The sequence below is a fragment of the Thioalkalivibrio sp. ALE23 genome, from assembly GCF_000378545.1.
Taxonomy (GTDB): Bacteria; Pseudomonadota; Gammaproteobacteria; order Ectothiorhodospirales; family Ectothiorhodospiraceae; genus Thioalkalivibrio.
The window spans coordinates 1-16783 of record NZ_KB900041.1 but is presented as its reverse complement, the minus strand read 5'-3'; the positions used below and the strand labels follow the sequence as shown (position 1 = coordinate 16783).

General features: G+C 63.5%; 13 protein-coding genes and 1 tRNA gene. All 14 read left to right on the top strand.

Features of this window, described 5'->3' with window-relative positions; all coding sequences use genetic code 11:
• Positions 1–798: elongation factor Tu (locus F573_RS0112835; protein WP_019022913.1), on the top strand; the 798-nt coding region annotated here is incomplete at its 5' end.
• Positions 799–874: 76 nt separating this feature from the next.
• Positions 875–950, top strand: a tRNA-Trp gene (locus F573_RS0112830).
• Between the two features lie 39 nt (positions 951–989).
• Entirely contained in the window at positions 990–1355 is a 366-nt protein-coding gene (gene secE / locus F573_RS0112825; RefSeq protein WP_019022912.1) for a preprotein translocase subunit SecE, read from the top strand.
• Between the two features lie 18 nt (positions 1356–1373).
• Positions 1374–1907: a transcription termination/antitermination protein NusG gene (gene nusG / locus F573_RS0112820; protein WP_018871342.1), complete on the top strand. Its 534-nt coding sequence runs from the start codon at positions 1374–1376 to the stop codon at positions 1905–1907.
• Between the two features lie 63 nt (positions 1908–1970).
• Complete coding sequence (gene rplK / locus F573_RS0112815) at positions 1971–2402, top strand: 50S ribosomal protein L11 (protein WP_018871343.1); 432 nt, start codon at positions 1971–1973, stop codon at positions 2400–2402.
• Between the two features lies 1 nt (position 2403).
• Positions 2404–3099, top strand: coding sequence for a 50S ribosomal protein L1 (rplA, locus tag F573_RS0112810; protein WP_018871344.1), 696 nt, complete (start codon positions 2404–2406; stop codon positions 3097–3099).
• 224 nt (positions 3100–3323) lie between these two features.
• Positions 3324–3845 (top strand): 50S ribosomal protein L10, encoded by a 522-nt coding sequence (gene rplJ, locus F573_RS0112805; protein WP_018871345.1) that lies wholly within the window; start codon positions 3324–3326, stop codon positions 3843–3845.
• A gap of 70 nt (positions 3846–3915) precedes the next feature.
• Positions 3916–4299: a 50S ribosomal protein L7/L12 gene (gene rplL / locus F573_RS0112800; protein ID WP_018947939.1), complete on the top strand. Its 384-nt coding sequence runs from the start codon at positions 3916–3918 to the stop codon at positions 4297–4299.
• A gap of 131 nt (positions 4300–4430) precedes the next feature.
• Positions 4431–8510, top strand: coding sequence for a DNA-directed RNA polymerase subunit beta (gene rpoB / locus F573_RS0112795; RefSeq protein WP_018871347.1), 4080 nt, complete (start codon positions 4431–4433; stop codon positions 8508–8510).
• A 70-nt stretch (positions 8511–8580) separates the two neighbouring features.
• A complete protein-coding gene (rpoC, locus tag F573_RS0112790) occupies positions 8581–12828 on the top strand; it encodes a DNA-directed RNA polymerase subunit beta' (RefSeq protein WP_019022911.1) in 4248 nt (1415 codons plus the stop codon).
• Between the two features lie 109 nt (positions 12829–12937).
• Positions 12938–13315 carry a 30S ribosomal protein S12 gene (gene rpsL / locus F573_RS0112785; protein ID WP_018871349.1) on the top strand — a complete coding sequence of 126 codons (378 nt, stop codon included), beginning with the start codon at positions 12938–12940 and terminating at the stop codon, positions 13313–13315.
• Between the two features lie 27 nt (positions 13316–13342).
• Positions 13343–13810, top strand: coding sequence for a 30S ribosomal protein S7 (gene rpsG, locus F573_RS0112780; protein WP_018871350.1), 468 nt, complete (start codon positions 13343–13345; stop codon positions 13808–13810).
• An 18-nt stretch (positions 13811–13828) separates the two neighbouring features.
• A complete protein-coding gene (gene fusA, locus F573_RS0112775; protein ID WP_018871351.1) occupies positions 13829–15925 on the top strand; it encodes an elongation factor G in 2097 nt (698 codons plus the stop codon).
• Positions 15926–15965: 40 nt separating this feature from the next.
• Positions 15966–16783 (top strand): elongation factor Tu (locus tag F573_RS0112770; protein ID WP_019022910.1); only part of this gene is annotated, 818 nt, incomplete at its 3' end.

Below are 16783 nucleotides of genomic sequence, written 5' to 3'. Positions count from 1 at the left end.
GTGGTGTTCCTGAACAAGGCGGACATGGTGGACGATCCGGAGCTCCTGGAGCTGGTGGAGATGGAAGTCCGCGATCTGCTGTCGAGCTATGATTTCCCGGGTGACGACACCCCGGTGGTCACCGGTTCGGCGCTGAAGGCGCTGGAAGGTGACGAAAGCGAGATGGGCGCCCAGGCGATCCACAAGCTGGTGGACGAGATGGACCGCTTCATCCCCGAGCCGGAGCGCGCGGTGGACGGTGCGTTCCTGATGCCGGTGGAAGACGTGTTCTCGATTTCCGGTCGTGGCACCGTGGTCACCGGTCGCGTTGAGCGCGGCGTGGTGAAGGTCGGCGAGGAAGTGGAGATCGTGGGTCTGCACGACACGCAGAAGACCACGGTGACCGGCGTGGAGATGTTCCGCAAGCTGCTGGACCAGGGCGAGGCCGGCGACAACGTGGGCGTGCTGCTGCGCGGCACCAAGCGCGACGACGTGCAGCGCGGTCAGGTGCTGTGCAAGCCGGGTTCGATCACGCCGCACACCCAGTTCGAGGCGGAAGTCTACATCCTGAACAAGGAAGAGGGTGGTCGTCACACGCCGTTCTTCAACGGGTATCGGCCGCAGTTCTATTTCCGCACGACGGACGTGACGGGATCGGTCGAGCTGCCGGAAGGCACCGAGATGGTGATGCCGGGCGACAACGTGAAGATGACGGTGTCGCTGATCAGCCCGATCGCCATGGAAGACGGTCTGCGTTTCGCGATTCGCGAAGGCGGCCGCACCGTGGGCGCCGGCGTCGTCTCCAAGATTATCGAGTGATAGACTGAGCAGTCAGCTGGCAGGCCTCCCGCGTTTGCATCCGGTGCAACCGCGGGTGCCTGCCTTCTACGATTACAGGCCAGTAGCTCAATTGGCAGAGCAGCGGTCTCCAAAACCGCAGGTTGGGGGTTCGAGTCCCTCCTGGCCTGCCATCTTTTACGATGGCGGCAAGCACCGGGTGAGACGATTTCATGACTGAACAATCGGAAGGCAGCGGCGTGCTGGATACCGTCAAGCTCGCCGTGGTCGTGGCCTTGCTCGTTGCCGGCGTCATGGGCTTCTACTGGTTCCAGGACGAATCGACCCTCGTGCGCGTGGTCGGTTTGCTTGCTGTCGTGGCCGTGGCCGCCGGGATCGGCATGACCACCTACAAAGGCCGACAGCTGAGCGCCTTTATGGGCAACGCCCGCACCGAAGTGCGCAAGATGGTCTGGCCGACTCGCGTCGAAACGACCCAGACTACCCTGGTCGTGATCGCCGTCGTCATCGTGGTGGGGATCTTCCTCTGGCTCCTGGACATGTTCCTGGGGTGGTCCGTCAGTCGCTTCATCGGATAGGCATCAGGAATCTACCCCATGGCATTACGCTGGTACGTAGTACAGGCATTCTCCGGCTTCGAGTCCCAGGTCAAGCGGTCGCTGGAAGAACGCATCGAGCGCTTCGAGATGCAGGACCATTTTGGCCAGATCCTGGTCCCGACCGAAGAGGTCGTGGAGATGAAGGACGGCCAGAAGCGCAAGAGTGAACGGAAGTTCTTTCCGGGGTACGTGCTGGTCCAGATGGATTTCAGCGACGAGGCCTGGCACCTGGTGAAGGCGGTCCCCCGCGTTCTCGGGTTCATCGGGGGCACGGCGGATCGCCCGGCCCCGATCAGCGAAAAGGAAGCCGAGGCCATCCTCAACCGCATGGAAGAGGGCGCGGAGAAGCCACGTCCGAAGGTCCTGTTTGAAGTTGGCGAGATGGTTCGCGTCATCGATGGGCCCTTCAACGACTTCAATGGTGTCGTCGAAGAGGTCAACTACGACAAGAGCCGTCTGCTGGTGGCCGTCCAGATTTTCGGTCGTTCGACCCCGGTGGAACTCGAGTTCCATCAGGTCGAGAAAAACTGACGCAGTCTGCGTTCAACACCTTGATCGGGGAGCCGCGAGGCGCCTGTACCCGAGGGAGTCAGCATGGCAAAGAAAATCGAAGCCTACATCAAGCTTCAGGTCGGGGCTGGCAAGGCCAACCCGAGTCCCCCCGTCGGCCCCGCACTGGGTCAGCGCGGCGTGAACATCATGGAGTTCTGCAAGGCGTTCAACGCCGAGACCCAGGACATGGAGCCCGGTCTGCCAATCCCGGTGGTGATCACCGTGTATTCCGACCGGTCGTTCACCTTCGTGACCAAGACCCCGCCGGCACAGATCCTTCTGAAGAAGGCCGCCGGAATCCAGAGCGGTTCGGGTGAGCCGAACACCAAAAAGGTCGGGAAGGTCACGCGCGAGCAGCTGGAAGAGATTGCTCGCGCCAAGGAGCCGGACCTGACCGCCGCCGACATGGACGCCGCGGTCCGGACGATCGCCGGCAGCGCCCGCAGTATGGGCATCGATGTGGAGGGTCTCTGAGATGGCGAAGCTGAGCAAACGCATGCAGACGATCCGCGAGAAGGTGGAGCCGACTCGTGCGTATCCCGCCGATGAGGCCTTCTCCCTTCTGCGCGAGCTGGCCACCGCAAAATTCCGCGAGTCCGTCGACGTCGCCGTGAATCTGGGCGTGGATCCGCGGAAATCCGACCAGGTCGTGCGCGGCTCCACGGTCCTCCCGCACGGCAACGGCAAGACCGTTCGCGTGGCGGTGTTCACCCAGGGCGATAACGCCGATGCCGCCAAAGAGGCCGGCGCGGATGTGGTCGGCATGGACGACCTTGCCGAACAGGTCAAGGCCGGTCAGCTCGATTTCGACGTGGTGATCGCCTCGCCCGACGCGATGCGCGTGGTGGGTCAGCTGGGCCAGATCCTCGGTCCGCGCGGCCTGATGCCCAACCCCAAGGTGGGTACCGTGACGCCGGATGTGGCCACGGCAGTGACCAATGCCAAGGGTGGGCAGGTGCGCTACCGCACGGACAAGGGCGGCATCGTCCACTGCACGATCGGCGCGGCCGACTTCGAGGCGGATGCCCTGAAGGACAACCTGAACGCGCTGCTGCAGGATCTGATCAAGATGAAGCCGGCGACCTCCAAGGGCCAGTACGTGCGGGGTGTCACGGTGTCCACGACGATGGGTCCCGGGCTGAAGGTCGACGGCGCCACCCTCAATCTCTGATTCCGCCGTACGCGGCGGAATCCAATGCTTTGGTCGGCTGTCGCGCGAGCGGCACGCCATCCAAGACCGCAGGCGGGCCGTTCGGCGGCGCTTAATATCTCAGCCTGCGCAGATGGTGTCACCCGATTCAGGAATGGCCTGCGACGGGAGCACCTGAGTACCGGTCTCCGGACCGGTTCACGACCATCTCCGGATGGTCTCAACAGAGGAGAGTCAACGTGGCTTTGAATCTCGATGACAAGAAGCAGATTGTCACGGAACTGGCTGCGATTGCTGCCTCGGCGCACTCCGCGGTGGGTGCGGAATATCGAGGTCTCTCGGTCGCGCAGATGACCGAGCTGCGCAAGCAGGCTCGGGAGCAGGATGTTTATCTGCGCGTGGTGAAGAACAATCTCGCCAAGCGCGCGCTGGCGGGCACGGACTTCGAGTGCATGCAGCCCGAGCTGCATGGGCCGTTGGTTCTTGCCTTCAGCCTGGAGGAGCCATCCTCCGCCGCGCGTCTGGTGCGAGATTTCGCCAAGACCAACGATCAGCTGAAAGCACGGATGGTGTCCTTCGGCGGTGAACTGATGGGGGCGAACGATCTCGAACGCCTCGCCAGCCTGCCGACCCGCGAGGAGGCCCTGAGCCAGCTGATGGCCACGATGCGCGCACCGCTCGACAAGTTCGCCCGCACCGTCAACGAGGTGCCCGGCAAACTGGTGCGTACCGTTGCAGCGATCCGCGATCAGAAGCAGGCAGCCTGATCCCGGTTCCTGGAATCCTATTCGCTAGCACATTTCTGAATGCGGGCAGCCCCGCAGGGAGAACCTACTAATGGCCGTTTCGAAAGAAGATATCCTGGAAGCCATCGGCAACATGACGGTCCTCGAAATCGTGGACCTGATTGGCGAGATGGAAGAGAAGTTCGGCGTGACCGCGGCTGCTGCCGTGGCTGCAGCCCCGGCCGCCGCCGGCGGTGGTGAAGGTGGCGGCGGTGAAGCCGAGAAGGACGAGTTCGATGTCGTCATGTCCGGCTTCGGCGACAACAAGGTTGGCGTCATCAAGGTCGTGCGCGGCCTGACCGGCCTGGGCCTGAAGGAGGCCAAGGAGATGGTCGAAGGCGTGCCCGCCACCGTGAAGGAAGGCGCGGCCAAGGAAGAAGCCGAGAAGATGAAGGCGGAGCTGGAAGAAGCCGGCGCGTCCGTCGAGCTGAAGTAACAAGGGCGTTACGCCCGTTGTCAGACGTGTCCGTCACGGGCATGCGGAGCTGGCGGCTGCGAGGCCGTCAGCTTCCGCCCGTGGTGGCGCGGATTTATTGCGCGTTGTTCTGCTAGCCCCCGAGGTATTCCATGGCCCTCAGTTATACCGAAAAGAAACGCATCCGCAAGGATTTCGGGAAGCGTCCCCAGATCCTGGACGTTCCGTATCTGCTGGAGACCCAGCTCACCTCCTACCGCAATTTCCTCCAGGAGGACCGGGGTGCGGACAGTCGCGAAGGACTCGGTCTGCACGCGGCGTTTCAGTCGGTATTTCCCATTGTCAGTTATTCCGGTCACGTTCAGCTGGAATATGTCAGTTATCGGCTCGGCGAGCCGGTCTTCGACGTCAAGGAATGCCAGATCCGCGGCGTGACCTATGCGGCCCCGCTGCGAGTGCTGCTGCGGCTGGTGATTCACGACAAGGATGCGCCTGCCGGCTCCACCGTGGTGAAGGAGGTGAAGGAGCAGGAGGTCTACATGGGCGAGCTGCCCCTGATGACCGAGAACGGCACCTTCGTGATCAACGGTACCGAGCGGGTGATCGTCTCCCAGCTGCACCGTTCGCCCGGGGTGTTCTTCGACTCCGACAAGGGCAAGACCCAGGGTAGCTCGCAGAAGCTGCTGTACAACGCACGCATCATCCCGTACCGCGGTTCGTGGCTCGATTTCGAGTTCGACGCCAAGGACGGGGTGTATGTCCGTATTGACCGTCGCCGGAAGCTGCCGGCCTCCATCCTGCTGCGTGCGCTGGGGATGGACACCGAGCAGATCCTGGAGACGTTCTTTGATTTCAATCAGCTCACGCTTGATGAAACCGGCGGTGAGCTGGACCTGATTCCCGAGCGCCTCCGCGGCGAGACGGCCGTGGTGGACATCCGTGACGGTGACCAGGTGATCGTGGAGGCGGGCCGACGCATTACCCCGCGTCACATCCGGGAGATCGAAAAGGCGGGGATCCGCACCCTGCGCGTACCGGACGAGCATCTGGTGGGCCGCGTTCTGGCGCGCACGATCATGGACCCGTCGACCGGCGAGGTGATCGGTAATGCCAACGACGCGCTGACGCAGGATCTGCTGGACCGTCTGCGCGCGGAAGGCATCCATCAGTTCGACACGATCTACACCAACGAGTACGACCACGGGCCGTACATGTCGGACACGCTGCGGCTGGATCCGACACGCACTCAGCTGGAAGCCCAGGTCGAGATCTACCGCGTGATGCGTCCGGGCGAGCCGCCGACCAAGGATGCCGCGGAGAATCTGTTCGCCAACCTGTTCTTCTCGGAAGACCGCTACGATCTTTCGGCCGTCGGCCGCATGAAGTTCAACCGCCGCGTCGGTCGTGATACCGATGAAGGCGAGGGCGTGCTGTCCACGGACGACATCCTCGATGTGCTCAAGGTCCTGATCGATCTCCGCAACGGTAACGGCCGTACCGACGACATCGACCACCTTGGCAATCGTCGCATCCGCTCGGTGGGCGAAATGGCCGAGAATCAGTTCCGCCTGGGGCTGGTCCGCGTCGAGCGCGCGGTAAAGGAACGCCTGACCGTCGCGGAGAGCGAGGGCCTGATGCCGCAGGAGCTGATCAACGCCAAGCCGGTGGCGGCCGCGATCAAGGAATTCTTCGGTTCCAGCCAGCTGTCGCAGTTCATGGACCAGAACAACCCGCTGTCCGAGGTGACCCACAAGCGCCGGATCTCCGCGCTGGGTCCGGGTGGCCTGACGCGCGAGCGCGCGGGCTTTGAAGTGCGGGACGTGCATCCCACGCATTACGGGCGGGTGTGCCCGATCGAGACGCCGGAAGGTCCGAACATCGGTCTGATCAACTCGCTGGCGGTGTATGCGCGGACCAACCGTTACGGCTTCCTCGAGACGCCGTATCGCAAGGTCGAGGACGGGCGGGTGACCGCCGAGATCGCCTATCTCTCGGCCATCGAGGAAAGCCAGTACGTCATCGCGCAGGCGAACGCGGCCATGGACGAGGACGGTCGCCTGACCGATGACCTGGTGTCCTGCCGGCACCAGGAAGAGTTCACGATCTCCTCGCCGGACAAGATCCAGTATATGGATATCTCGCCGAAGCAGATCGTGTCGGTGGCGGCCGCGCTGTTGCCGTTCCTGGAGCATGACGACGCGAACCGCGCGCTGATGGGCGCCAACATGCAGCGCCAGGCGGTTCCGTGCTTGCGCTCGGACAAGCCGCTGGTCGGGACCGGTATCGAACGTACCGTCGCCATCGACTCCGGCTCGGCGATTGTCGCCCGTCGCGGTGGCACCGTGGATTCCGCGGACGCCGGGCGTGTGGTCGTGCGGGTCAATGACGACGAGACCCAGCCGGGCGAGCCGGGCGTGGATATCTACAATCTGACCAAGTATTCGCGCTCGAACCAGAACACCGCGATCAACCAGCGTCCGCTGGTGGCCGTTGGTGACGAAATTGCGCGCGGCGATGTGCTGGCCGACGGTTCCTCCACGGACATGGGCGACCTGGCGCTGGGCCAGAACATGATGGTCGCCTTCATGCCCTGGAACGGCTACAACTTCGAGGACTCGATCCTGATCTCGGAGCGTGCGGTTCACGAGGATCGCTATACCACCATTCACATCGAGGAGCTCAACTGCACCGCGCGTGACACCAAGCTCGGGCAGGAAGAGGTGACGGCCGACATCCCCAATGTCTCCGAATCGCTGCTGTCCAAGCTGGACGAGTCCGGTGTGGTGTACGTGGGTGCCGAGGTGAAGCCGGGCGACATCCTGGTCGGGAAGGTGACGCCCAAGGGCGAGACCCAGCTGACGCCGGAAGAGAAGCTTCTGCGTGCGATCTTCGGCGAAAAGGCGTCGGACGTGAAGGATACGTCCCTGCGCGTCCCGTCGGGTGTCGAGGGAACGGTCATCGACGTTCGGGTGTTCACGCGGGACGGCGTCGAGAAGGACGCCCGGGCCAAGTCGATCGAAGAGGACGACATGGCCGCGGTGCGCAAGGACCTGCGGGATCAGCTGCGGATCTACGAGGACGACATCTTTGCGCGGATGGAGAAGCTCCTGGTCAACAAGACCGCCGCAGGCGGGCCCGACGGGCTGGGAGACGGCTCCAGGGTGACGAAGAAATACCTGCAGGGCCTGTCGCGTGACCAGTGGTTCGAGATCCGCCTGCAGGATGACGACGTGAATGCCCAGCTGGAGGACCTCGGGCGTCAGCTCAAGGACCAGAAAACGGCGTTTGACGAAAAGGTCGAGCACCAGAAGGCGAAGCTGGCCGCGGGGGACGATCTGCCGCCGGGCGTGCAGAAGATGGTCAAAGTCTACGTGGCCGTGAAGCGCCGTCTCCAGCCGGGCGACAAGATGGCCGGTCGGCACGGGAACAAGGGCGTGATCTCGATGATCGTGCCGGAAGAAGACATGCCGTTCCTGGATGACGGGACGCCGGTGGACGTGGTTCTGAACCCGCTGGGTGTGCCTTCGCGCATGAACGTCGGTCAGGTGCTCGAGGTCCATCTTGGCTGGGCCGCGAGGGGGCTGGGCGACAAGATCAACCGCATGCTCGAGGCGCAATCCGAGATCGCGAAGCTCCGCGAGTTCCTGGACCGCATCTACAACCACCGTGATCGCAAGGTCAACCTGGACGAGCTCTCGGACAGCGAGATCCTGACCCTGTGCCGGAACCTGCGGGGCGGCGTGCCGATGGCGACACCGGTGTTCGACGGTGCGGCCGAGGAAGAGATCAAGGAGATGCTGCGGCTCGCCGATCTGCCCGAGACGGGGCAGGCGACCTTGTACGACGGCCGGACCGGGGAGGCCTTCGATCGCCCGGTGACGGTGGGCTACATGCATATGCTGAAGCTCAACCACCTGGTCGACGACAAGATGCACGCGCGCTCCACCGGCCCGTACTCGCTGGTGACCCAGCAGCCGCTGGGTGGCAAGGCGCAGTTCGGTGGCCAGCGCTTCGGCGAGATGGAGGTCTGGGCGCTGGAGGCCTACGGTGCTGCCTACACCCTGCAGGAAATGCTGACGGTGAAGGCGGACGACGTGCAAGGCCGCAACAAGATGTACAAGAACATCGTCGACGGCGAGCACCAGATGGAAGCCAATGTGCCCGAGTCCTTCAACGTGCTGATGAAGGAAATCAAGGCGCTGGGCATCAACATCGAGCTCGAGCAGGACTGACCCGCTCCGTTCGCAACGTGATCCGAAGGGGCGCCGTGCGCCCCTCGAAAACTAGCTGTGAGGCAAGTGAATGAAAGACCTCCTGAATCTGTTCAAGCAGCAGACCCAGCCGGAAGAGTTTGACGCCATCCGGATTGGCCTGGCGTCCTCCGACCAGGTGCGCTCCTGGTCGTTCGGCGAAGTGAAAAAGCCGGAGACGATCAACTACCGGACCTTCAAGCCGGAGCGGGACGGGCTGTTCTGTGCCAAGATCTTCGGCCCGGTGAAGGATTACGAGTGCCTCTGCGGCAAGTACAAGCGCCTGAAGCACCGGGGCGTGGTGTGCGAGAAGTGTGGCGTCGAGGTGACCCAGACCAAGGTGCGCCGCGAGCGCATGGGGCATATCGACCTGGCCTCCCCGGTGGCGCATATCTGGTACCTGAAGAGCCTGCCGTCGCGCATCGGCCTGCTGCTGGACATGACTCTGAAGGACATCGAGAAGGTGCTGTACTTCGAGTCCTTCATCGTGACCGACCCGGGGTTCACCACCCTGGAGAAGCGTCAGCTCCTGACCGACGAGGAGTACCTCGAGGCGATGGAGGAACACGGTGACGACTTCACCGCGATGATGGGTGCGGAAGCGGTCCTGAGCCTTCTGAAGGAGCTGGATCTGCAGTCCGAGGCCGCGCGCATGCGCCAGGAACTGTCGGAGACGGGTTCCGAAACCAAGATCAAGCGGCTCGGCAAGCGCCTGAAGCTGATCGAGTCGTTCCTCGAATCTGGCAACAAGCCGGAATGGATGATCATGGACGTGCTGCCGGTGCTGCCGCCGGACCTGCGCCCGCTGGTGCCGCTGGACGGCGGTCGTTTCGCGACCTCCGACCTGAACGACTTGTACCGCCGGGTGATCAATCGCAACAACCGTCTGCGCCGTCTGCTGGAGCTGAATGCCCCGGACATCATCGTGCGCAACGAAAAGCGCATGCTGCAGGAATCGGTCGACGCCCTGCTGGATAACGGCCGTCGCGGCCGTGCGATCACCGGCACCAACAAGCGCCCGCTGAAGTCTCTGGCCGACATGATCAAGGGCAAGCAGGGTCGCTTCCGCCAGAACCTGCTGGGCAAGCGCGTCGACTACTCCGGCCGCTCCGTGATCGTGGTCGGCCCGACCCTGCGCCTGCACCAGTGCGGCCTGCCCAAGCGCATGGCACTGGAACTGTTCAAGCCGTTCATCTTCGGCAAGCTGCAGCGCCGCGGCCTGGCGACCACCATCAAGGCCGCCAAGAAGGCCGTGGAGAAGGAAGGCCCCGAGGTCTGGGACATCCTCGAAGAGGTGATCCGCGAGCACCCGGTGATGCTGAATCGCGCCCCGACCCTGCACCGCCTGGGCATCCAGGCCTTCGAACCGGTGCTGATCGAGGGCAAGGCGATCCAGCTGCATCCGCTGGTCTGTGCCGCGTTCAACGCCGACTTCGACGGTGACCAGATGGCCGTGCACGTGCCGCTGTCGCTGGAGGCCCAGCTGGAGGCGCGCACGTTGATGCTGTCCTCCAACAACGTTCTGTCCCCGGCCAATGGCGAGCCCATTATCGTGCCGTCGCAGGACATCGTGCTCGGCCTTTATTACCTGTCGCGGGAGAAGGTCAATGCCCGGGGCGAGGGCATGGTGTTCGCGGACGTGGATGAGGTGCATCGCGCCTACGAGAACGGCAAGGTCGATCTGCATGCGCGCGTCACCGTGCGCATGGAGGATCCGCACGCCGAACATGCCGAGAGCGAGGGCGAGCGTCCGCGCGTGCGTCTGGAAACCACGGTCGGGCGGGCGATCCTGTCGCGGGTCATGCCCCGCGGACTGCCCTTCGAGCTGATCGATCAGGAGCTGGACAAGAAGAGCATCTCGCACCTGATCAATGCCTGCTACCGCCGCCTGGGCCTCAAGGACACCGTGGTGTTCGCGGACCAGCTGATGTATGCCGGTTTCTACTACTCGACCCGTGCCGGCGTGTCTTTCTGCGCGGATGACATGGTCATTCCGGAGGAAAAGCAGCCGATCCTGGAGAATGCCGAGGAGCAGGTGAAGGAGATCGAGGAGCAGTACGCCTCGGGCCTGGTCACCAAGGGCGAGCGCTACAACAAGGTCGTGGACATCTGGGCGCACTGTAATGACCAGGTGGCGAAGTCGATGATGGAGCACCTCGGCAAGGAAGAGGTGACGAATCGCGACGGCGAAGTGGTCGAGCAGCGTGCGTTCAATTCCATCTTCATGATGGCCGACTCCGGGGCGCGCGGATCCGCGGCGCAGATTCGCCAGCTGGCGGGCATGCGCGGGCTGATGGCGAAGCCGGACGGGTCCATCATCGAGACACCGATCACCGCGAACTTCCGCGAGGGTCTCAACGTCCTGCAGTACTTCATCTCGACCCACGGCGCCCGCAAGGGCCTGGCGGATACCGCGCTGAAGACTGCCAACTCGGGATACCTCACGCGTCGCCTGGTGGACGTGTCGCAGGACGTGGTGGTGACCGAGCCCGACTGCGGTACCGAACAGGGCCTCTTGATGAAGCCGATCATCGAGGGCGGCGATGTGGTCGAACCGCTGCGCGACCGCGTGCTTGGTCGCACGGTGGCGGTGGACATCCTGCGCCCCGGCACGGACGAGGTGCTGGTGCCGAAGGACACCCTGCTCGACGAGGCGATGGTGGATCAGCTCGACGCCGCGGGCGTCGACGAGGTCCTGGTTCGGTCGGCGATCACTTGCGAGACCCGCCAGGGGATCTGCGCCAAATGCTACGGGCGCGATCTTGCGCGGGGCCACGAGGTCAACTCGGGTGAATCGGTGGGGGTCATCGCGGCCCAGTCGATCGGCGAGCCCGGCACCCAGCTGACCATGCGTACGTTCCACATCGGGGGTGCTGCGTCCCGCGCCGTCACAGTCAGTGCGATCCAGGTCAAGAATGCGGGGCACATTCGTCTCCACAACATCAAGACCGTGGAGCACAAGTCCGGCAACCTGGTGGCGGTGTCGCGTTCCGGCGAACTGGGTGTGGTCGACGAATCGGGTCGCGAGCGCGAGCGCTACAAGGTTCCCTATGGCGCGACGATCATGGTCCACGAGGGCGATGCGGTCGAAGCCGGTCAGGAAATCGCCACCTGGGATCCGCATACCCACCCGATCGTGACCGAAGTGGCGGGTACCGTGAAGCTCGCGGATTTCATCGAAAACGTGACAGTGACGAAGGAGACGGACGAGTTCACCGGCCTGTCCTCCAACGTGGTCCTCGATCCCAAGAGCCGGAGTTCCGCGGGCAAGGATCTGCGGCCCACGGTCAAGCTGCTGGATGACGCCGGGAACGAGGTCTACATCCCGGGGACGGACATGCCCGCGCAGTACATGCTGCCGGCCAACGCGATCTTCAACCTGGAAGACAATGCGCGGGTCGAAGTGGGTGACGTTATTGCGCGGCTGCCGCAGGAGTCCTCGAAGACCCGTGACATCACCGGCGGTCTGCCGCGCGTCGCCGATCTGTTCGAGGCGCGCAAGCCCAAGGAGCCGGCGATTCTGGCGGAGCTGTCCGGTACGGTTTCGTTTGGCAAGGAGACCAAGGGCAAGCAGCGCCTCATCATCACGCCGGACCGGGGCGACGCCCACGAGATGCTGATTGCCAAGCAGCGGACCGTTAATGTGTTCGAGGGCGAACGTGTCGAGCAGGGCGAAGTGATCGTCGATGGCGAACTGGACCCGCACGATATCCTCCGCCTGCGGGGCGTCACCGCACTCGCGGAATATCAGGTGCAGGAGATCCAGGACGTATATCGTCTGCAGGGCGTAAAGATCAACGACAAGCACATCGAAGTCGTCGTCCGCCAGATGCTGCGCAAGGTCAACATCCTGGATCCGGGCGACACCCGGTTCCTGTCCGGTGACCAGGTGGACCGCACTCGGGTCCTCGAGGAGAACGAGAAGCTGTCCGGCGATCAGCAGCCGGCGACCTACGAACGCGTGCTTCTGGGGATTACCAAGGCCTCGCTGGTGACGGAATCGTTCATCTCCGCGGCCTCCTTCCAGGAGACCACGCGGGTGCTGACCGAGGCCTCGACGCGCGGAGCGCGGGATGACCTGCGCGGGCTCAAGGAGAACGTGATCGTGGGTCGCCTGATCCCCGCTGGGACCGGGCTGGCCTATCACAAGGAACGCCGGCGCAGGCGGGCTCTCGAGATGCCCGAATTCGAGGCGGTGGGCGAGAGCGCACCGGAGGCCGAACCGGCCGAAGAGCCGTCGGCCGGGCCGGAGAGCGACCCCGGCGCCGACAGCGGAGCATCGGGCGATTCCGCGCAGTGAGGCGGAATCGAGTTGACAGTCAAGAGGGCGCGCATTAAACTTCCGCTCCCTCGACAGGCCGGTCTCGGCACCGGCCTGTCGTTATTTTTAGGCTAGGAGAAAGGGTTTCATGGCCACGATCAACCAGTTGGTACGAAAGCCGCGCAAGCGGCCGGTCGAGAAGAGCGACGTGCCGGCGCTTCAGGGTTCGCCGCAGAAGCGCGGTGTATGCACCCGTGTCTACACCACCACGCCCAAGAAGCCGAACTCGGCGCTGCGCAAGGTTGCGCGCGTGCGGCTGACCAACGGTTACGAGGTCAGCTCCTATATCGGTGGCGAAGGGCACAACCTGCAGGAACACTCCGTGGTCCTGATTCGTGGTGGTCGTGTTAAGGACCTCCCGGGTGTGCGCTATCACACGGTCCGCGGAAGCCTGGACACCCAGGGCGTGCAGAAGCGCGCGAAGGGTCGTTCCAAGTACGGGACCAAGCGTCCGAAGAAATCCTAACCGTGTTCAAGTCCGGGAACTGAAACAATGTCGAGAAGAGCAGCCGCACCCAAGCGTCACATCCTCCCCGATCCGAAATTCGGGAGCGATCGTCTGGCGAAGTTCATCAATACCGTCATGCGGGATGGCAAGAAGTCCGTCGCCGAGCGGGTCGTCTATGGCGCGCTGGACCAGATCGAGTCCAAGCAGGGTGACGGCCTGGGCGCGCTCGAGCGTGCGCTGGACAACGTGCGGCCGCGGGTCGAGGTGAAGGGCCGCCGGGTCGGCGGTGCCACCTATCAGGTTCCCGTCGAGGTGCGCGCGGTTCGTCAGGACGCGCTGGCGATGCGCTGGGTGGTCGAGGCAGCGCGCAAGCGCGGCGAGCGCACCATGGCCATGAAGCTGGCCGGCGAGCTGATGGATGCGGCCGACAGCAAGGGTTCCGCCGTCAAGAAGCGCGAAGACACTCACCGGATGGCGGATGCCAACAAGGCATTCGCGCACTTCCGCTGGTAAGAACGAAGAGGCACCTCAGTGGCACGCAAGACCCCCATCAAGCGCTATCGCAATATCGGCATCAGCGCGCATATCGACGCCGGCAAGACCACGACGACCGAGCGCATCCTGTTCTACACCGGCCTGTCGCACAAGATCGGTGAGGTGCATGACGGCGCCGCCGTGATGGACTGGATGGATCAGGAGCAGGAGCGCGGTATTACGATCACCTCCGCGGCGACGACCTCGTTCTGGTCCGGCATGGCCAAGCAGTTCCCGGAACACCGCATCAACATCATCGATACCCCGGGGCACGTGGACTTCACGATCGAGGTGGAGCGTTCCATGCGTGTTCTGGACGGTGCTTGCATGGTGTATTGCGCTGTCGGTGGTGTGCAGCCGCAGTCGGAGACCGTGTGGCGCCAGGCCACCAAGTACGAAGTGCCGCGGATCGCGTTCGTCAACAAGATGGACCGCGCCGGTGCCGACTACGAACGCGTCTACAATCAGATGCGCGAGCGCCTGAAGGCCAATCCGGTGCCGATCCAGATCCCGATCGGTTCGGAAGACGCCTTCGCGGGGGTGATCGACCTGGTGAAGATGCAGGCCATCCACTGGCATGATGACAACTATGGCATCAGTTTCGATTACGGCGAGATTCCGGAGGAGCTGAAGGCCGACGCCGAGAAGTGGCGCGAGAATCTGGTCGAGTCCGCCGCCGAGGCCTCGGAAGAGCTGATGGAGAAATACCTCGGCGAGGGCGAGCTGAGCGAGGAAGATATCAAGGCCGCACTGCGCAAGCGCACGCTGGACCTCGAAATCGTGCCGATGATGTGCGGCTCCGCATTCAAGAACAAGGGTGTCCAGGCGATGCTGGACGCCGTGGTCGAATACCTGCCCTCGCCGGAAGAAGTCAAGGCGATCAAGGGCGTCAAGGCCGGTACGGAAGATCCCATCGAAAAGAAGGCAACCGACGAAGAACCGTTCGCGGGTCTGGCCTTCAAACTGATGAGCGATCCCTACGTCGGGAGCCTGACGTTCGTTCGCGTCTACTCGGGGGTGGTTAAGGCCGGTGACACGGTGCTGAACACCCAGAACAACCGTCGCGAACGTATCGGGCGCATTCTGCAGATGCATTCGAACAGCCGCGAGGAGATTCCGGAGCTGCGTGCCGGTGACATCGGTGCGGTGGTCGGCCTGAAGGACCTCTACACCGGGACCACGCTTTGCTCGCCCGATGATCCGGTCGAGCTGGAGCGCATGGAGTTCCCGGATCCGGTGATCTCCATCGCGGTCGAGCCGAAGACGAAGACCGACCAGGAAAAGATGGGCATGGCGCTGAACAAGCTGGCGCAGGAAGACCCGTCGTTCCAGGTGCGGACGGATGAAGAGTCCGGTCAGACCATCATTTCGGGCATGGGCGAGCTGCATCTCGAGGTGCTGGTCGATCGCCTGAAGCGGGAATTCAAGGTCGAGGCCAACGTGGGGCAGCCGCAGGTCGCCTACCGCGAGACCATCACCAAGTCGATCGAACAGGAAGGCAAGTTCGTCAAGCAGTCCGGCGGGCGTGGTCAGTATGGTCACGTCTGGCTGCGGATCGAGCCGCAGGAGCCGGGTGTCGGCTTCGAATTCAAGAACGAGATTGTCGGTGGCGTGGTTCCGAAGGATTACGTGCCGGCGGTGCAGAAGGGTATCGAAGAGCAGATGCGTAATGGCGTGCTCGCTGGCTACCCCATCGAGGATGTCAAGGTGAGTCTCTTCGACGGCTCCTACCACGATGTCGACTCGAACGAGAACGCCTTCAAGGTCGCGGCCTCCATGGCCTTCAAGGAGGGGGCCCTGCGTGCCGGGGCGGTGCTGCTCGAGCCGATGATGAAGGTCGAGGTGGAGACCCCCGAGGAGTACATGGGTGACGTGATGGGCGACCTTAACGGCCGTCGGGGCCTGGTGCGCGGCATGGAAGACGTTGCCGGCCAGAAGCTCCTGCATGCGGAAGTCCCGCTGTCGGAAATGTTCGGGTACTCGACCCAGCTCCGCTCGCTGACCCAGGGCCGCGCGACGTATTCGATGGAATTCGAGAAATACTCGGAGGCGCCGGCCCAGATCGCCGACGCCGTGGCCCGCAAGGCGTCCTGATACCGCCATTCCGTAGAGAACGATTTAAGAGGTCTTAGCTGTGTCCAAGGAAAAGTTCGAACGCAAGAAGCCGCACGTGAATGTGGGGACGATTGGTCATGTGGACCACGGGAAGACGACGCTGACGGCGGCGTTGACGGTGGTTCAGGCGAAGAAGTACGGCAGCGATGCGCGTGCCTTTGACCAGATTGACAACGCGCCGGAAGAGAAGCAGCGCGGTATCACGATTGCGACGGCGCACGTGGAGTACGAGTCGGACACGCGCCACTATGCGCACGTGGACTGCCCGGGTCACGCGGACTACGTGAAGAACATGATCACCGGTGCGGCGCAGATGGACGGTGCCATTCTGGTGGTTTCGGCGGCGGACGGGCCGATGCCGCAGACGCGGGAGCACATCCTGCTGTCGCGCCAGGTGGGCGTGCCGCACATTGTGGTGTTCCTGAACAAGGCGGACATGGTGGACGATCCGGAGCTCCTGGAGCTGGTGGAGATGGAAGTCCGCGATCTGCTGTCGAGCTATGATTTCCCGGGTGACGACACCCCGGTGGTCACCGGTTCGGCGCTGAAGGCGCTGGAAGGTGACGAAAGCGAGATGGGCGCCCAGGCGATCCACAAGCTGGTGGACGAGATGGACCGCTTCATCCCCGAGCCGGAGCGCGCGGTGGACGGTGCGTTCCTGATGCCGGTGGAAGACGTGTTCTCGATTTCCGGTCGTGGCACCGTGGTCACCGGTCGCGTTGAGCGCGGCGTGGTGAAGGTCGGCGAGGAAGTGGAGATCGTGGGTCTGCACGACACGCAGAAGACCACGGTGACCGGCGTGGAGATGTTCCGCAAGCTGCTGGACCAGGGCGAGGC

What these genes read in the sequence shown, in the direction of transcription:
- rplK (WP_018871343.1), top strand. Translation starts at nt 1,971, where the DNA reads ATGGCAAAGAAAATCGAAGCCTACATCAAGCTTCAGGTCGGGGCTGGC.
- nusG (WP_018871342.1), top strand. Translation starts at nt 1,374, where the DNA reads ATGGCATTACGCTGGTACGTAGTACAGGCATTCTCCGGCTTCGAGTCC.
- rpsL (WP_018871349.1), top strand. Translation starts at nt 12,938, where the DNA reads ATGGCCACGATCAACCAGTTGGTACGAAAGCCGCGCAAGCGGCCGGTC.
- secE (WP_019022912.1), top strand. Translation starts at nt 990, where the DNA reads ATGACTGAACAATCGGAAGGCAGCGGCGTGCTGGATACCGTCAAGCTC.
- rpoC (WP_019022911.1), top strand. Translation starts at nt 8,581, where the DNA reads ATGAAAGACCTCCTGAATCTGTTCAAGCAGCAGACCCAGCCGGAAGAG.
- rplA (WP_018871344.1), top strand. Translation starts at nt 2,404, where the DNA reads ATGGCGAAGCTGAGCAAACGCATGCAGACGATCCGCGAGAAGGTGGAG.
- rpoB (WP_018871347.1), top strand. Translation starts at nt 4,431, where the DNA reads ATGGCCCTCAGTTATACCGAAAAGAAACGCATCCGCAAGGATTTCGGG.
- rplL (WP_018947939.1), top strand. Translation starts at nt 3,916, where the DNA reads ATGGCCGTTTCGAAAGAAGATATCCTGGAAGCCATCGGCAACATGACG.
- rpsG (WP_018871350.1), top strand. Translation starts at nt 13,343, where the DNA reads ATGTCGAGAAGAGCAGCCGCACCCAAGCGTCACATCCTCCCCGATCCG.